This is a genomic window from Pseudomonas sp. BN505 (assembly GCF_029873175.1).
Lineage (GTDB): Bacteria > Pseudomonadota > Gammaproteobacteria > Pseudomonadales > Pseudomonadaceae > Aquipseudomonas > Aquipseudomonas putida.
In genome coordinates this window covers 1-3,350 of record NZ_SSOI01000016.1, presented here as the reverse complement: position 1 = coordinate 3,350, position 3,350 = coordinate 1, and the positions used below count along the sequence as shown (strand labels likewise).

The following is a 3,350-nucleotide window of genomic DNA, read 5'->3' as shown; positions in this document are numbered from 1 at the left end:
CTGGACGACGCCACCATCGCCAAGTTCCAGCGCGAGCTGTCGGCCATGGGCTACAAGCACCAGTTCATCACCCTGGCGGGCATCCACAACATGTGGCACGGCATGTTCAACCTGGCGCACGACTACGCCCGCAACGACATGACCGCCTACGTGAAGCTGCAAGAGCAGGAATTCGCTGACGCCAGCAAGGGCTACACCTTCGTGGCGCACCAACAGGAAGTGGGCACCGGTTACTTCGATGACATGACCACCGTGATCCAGGGTGGCGCATCGTCGGTGACTGCGCTGACCGGCTCGACCGAGGAAGAGCAGTTCCACTGATAGTGGCTTGCCGCTGAAGAAAGGCCCAGGGCTGCGAAAGCCCTGGGCTTCTTTCATGCATGATTCGAATACGCGCTGCCAAAACTCCGGGCGAACTCTAAGCGCGGAATCCACCATCGATTGGTACCGCCACACCAGTTACATAAGAAGCCGCCTCCGAGCTAAGCCAGTACACAAGCTCAGCAACCTCATGGGCTTCACAGACTCGCCGCATAGGCTGCGAGGCACACACCGAATCAAATTTGCTCCCCAGTACATGCTTCGCCAATGGCGTTGATACAAACCCCGGACACACGGCATTGACCCGGACGCCATAAGGGGCATATTCCTTTGCAACGGCTCTGGTAATTCCAACTAGCGCGTGCTTGCTGGCAGTGTATACAGAGCCACCCGTGACACTGGCATTCAGACCCGCTAGCGAGGCGACGTTGACAATGGTGCCATGTCCCGCCTCACGCATTGCAGGCAACACCGCCTTCATGCATTGCCATGGCGCACGTACATTCGTGGACATGACATCATCGAAATCAGCCTCGGGATAGTCCTCGGTCATCGTGAATGATCGACCGTCAATACCGATGCTGTTGACGAGACAATTTATGGGTGGGTGATCGAGAGCCAGTTGCTTAAAAAGGTCGGTCAACTCGGTAGGGCTACGCAAATCGACCGAGTACGAATGCGCACACGCCATCTCCCTGTTGATACCCTCACACACACGAAGGTTCCGAACATGATCACGTCCGCACACAATGACTGTGTATTGCTCTCTGGCAAATTTCCATGCACACGCCTCTCCGATACCGGAATTGCCACCAGTAATAACAACAACCTTGCTCATGCCTTCAAGTCCCTTCTGTCAGTAATCAAGCCTTCCACGTCGTAGGAAGAGACAGGTCAGGCCAAAAATCACACCCGCGCAACCAAAAACCGTCCAGGTAACACTGAAGCCAAGGCCAGCCAGCATCGGCACAGCCAAGATTACGCATAGCACTCGTGCCGCAGCCTGAATTACAGGTATCAAGGAAAACAAAAACCCTTGTCGCGACACCGGCGCTCGCTGGGCAATCAAGGTCGCCATGTAGGTGATACCGATGATCTCTCCCAAGGTCCAGATCACCACTAACAATAGTATTGCGGGCCAAGTATCGACCAAGGCATAGGCGCCGAAACCAATGCCGTAGCAGATCGCCGCCAGCGCCATGTTAGCCATGGCAGACCAACGCCGGCTCAAGGCAATCAGCGGTCGAGTTAGGACAATAACCAGTAACCCATTAACAATTCCTGCCACTCCAAAAAGATGAGCCGCATCACTCACCCCCAATGCTTCTAACCAGAGAGGGAACTGGTATTCGCGCTGACCATCAAGCAGGGACAATACGAAAAACATCACACCCGCCAATATCACCACCGCGGGTATCGGCACATCCTTTGCCTTAAGCGGCGTATCCTTAGCATCGAGATGACTTCCGGTTAGCGGCAGAGCCAAGGCAGCGCTCGTCACCAGGCAAACTAGACTAATCGCTGCGGTAAACCACAAGAGATACTGGCTTTGCCAACTAAGAAGAACACCCCCTACGACGAACAGCAGGACACCACCTGCATTACTGGCTAGATGAAGATAGGCAAAGGCCCCCACCTGATCGTCTGACGGTGCAGCCCGGGCGGTCATCACGCTGAAAAGCGGTGTGATGGCGCCCGCACTGAACATAAAAAGCAAATCATGCCGATTGCGATGGGTAAGATCGGCAGCAGACTGCCCAACAGCGCGAGCAGCGCCGTCGACGAACAGCCCAACAGAAGAAGTCGACTGCCCACACGACCTGGCAGTTGTCCACCCAGCAGGTTTCCGGCCAAATAGCTGATGATCATCAGCGACACCGTAGTCGCCAGTTCAGCATCTGCCAAAGCAAAGTGCCGATTCATAAATAACGCCGCAAACGACCCGACCCCGTTGGCCAGGACAAACAGCAACTTGAGCAATGCCACCTTATGCATTAGCGGGCTCATTCGCTTAATGCCGTGGCTTACGGCGCTACCCATGAGGACCGAGGCACAACGTCGTGCCGTCCTTGAACCTTGAAATCCAGCGACGCTCGCTACCAACTCGTTTATCAGTCTCAAGCCCCAGATAGGAGCATGAGCACATATTCATGAAAACATGCCCATCTTGGTCGCGCAGGCGGTTGGATGGACAGTGAACCACACTGCGATCTGTCAGGCCAGATTCTTGGGCGAGCTCCCAAGACGCGTTACCCAACTCAATAGTGCGGGCGGTATTGATGAACAGGTTTCTTTGCTCGAACATTAGCACCCCCATAAGCATGCACGCATACTTTTATGACAAAGAAAAAGGAAACTTCCTACAACAACCAATACAAACTATTACTTTCTAATCCTCAACAAGCCTTACCTCGAGTACAATACCAGCATCATTCAACCACGAAGGTCAACCCCAAAACAAAACCATATCATTTAGACGCGCAAAAACTCATGCCCCAGGTGATTTCCAATGAAAATATCAAACACCCCCTACCTCGAAATCACCAAGAAAAGGGCAAACTCCAACCACAATCACTCAGAAACTATTTGTTGCACTTAGCGTTGACTACCCACCCAAAGCTTCTCCCCAACCTTGAAATTAGTTGATTATTTTCACCCAACTTTTCCCCCACATGATCTGGTGCGAAACCGCCAAGCCAGACCTGGACGACGCCACCATCGCCAAGTTCCAGCGCGAGCTGTCGGCCATGGGCTACAAGCACCAGTTCATCACCCTGGCGGGCATCCACAACATGTGGCACGGCATGTTCAACCTGGCGCACGACTACGCCCGCAACGACATGACCGCCTACGTGAAGCTGCAAGAGCAGGAATTCGCTGACGCCAGCAAGGGCTACACCTTCGTGGCGCACCAACAGGAAGTGGGCACCGGTTACTTCGATGACATGACCACCGTGATCCAGGGTGGCGCATCGTCGGTGACTGCGCTGACCGGCTCGACCGAGGAAGAGCAGTTCCACTGATAGTGG

The 3,350-nt window shown here is 54.1% G+C and carries 4 protein-coding genes and 1 pseudogene; 2 read left to right on the top strand and 3 right to left on the bottom strand.

Annotation, left to right across the window (positions count from 1 at the left end; translation table 11 throughout):
* Nucleotides 1-321: pseudogene (locus E8E78_RS02915) on the top strand (isocitrate lyase); the annotation flags it as partial.
* A gap of 97 nt (nucleotides 322-418) precedes the next feature.
* Here E8E78_RS02915 and E8E78_RS02910 read toward each other — a convergent pair.
* From E8E78_RS02910 to E8E78_RS02900, 3 genes are read right to left on the bottom strand one after another with little or no spacing between them, the layout of a single operon-like run.
* On the bottom strand, nucleotides 419-1,159 hold the full coding sequence (locus tag E8E78_RS02910) for an SDR family oxidoreductase (RefSeq protein WP_081238126.1): 741 nt from the start codon (nucleotides 1,157-1,159) through the stop codon (nucleotides 419-421).
* A gap of 18 nt (nucleotides 1,160-1,177) precedes the next feature.
* Entirely contained in the window at nucleotides 1,178-2,029 is an 852-nt protein-coding gene (locus E8E78_RS02905; RefSeq protein ID WP_280313712.1) for an MFS transporter, read from the bottom strand.
* On the bottom strand, nucleotides 1,990-2,316 hold the full coding sequence (locus E8E78_RS02900; RefSeq protein ID WP_280313713.1) for a hypothetical protein: 327 nt from the start codon (nucleotides 2,314-2,316) through the stop codon (nucleotides 1,990-1,992). Before E8E78_RS02900 ends, E8E78_RS02905 begins: the two co-directional genes overlap by 40 nt.
* Before the next feature lie 647 nt (nucleotides 2,317-2,963).
* On the opposite strand from E8E78_RS02900, the gene E8E78_RS02895 reads away from it, so the two are divergent.
* Nucleotides 2,964-3,344: a hypothetical protein gene (locus tag E8E78_RS02895; protein WP_059395962.1), complete on the top strand. Its 381-nt coding sequence runs from the start codon at nucleotides 2,964-2,966 to the stop codon at nucleotides 3,342-3,344.
* Nucleotides 3,345-3,350: the final 6 nt, after the last annotated feature.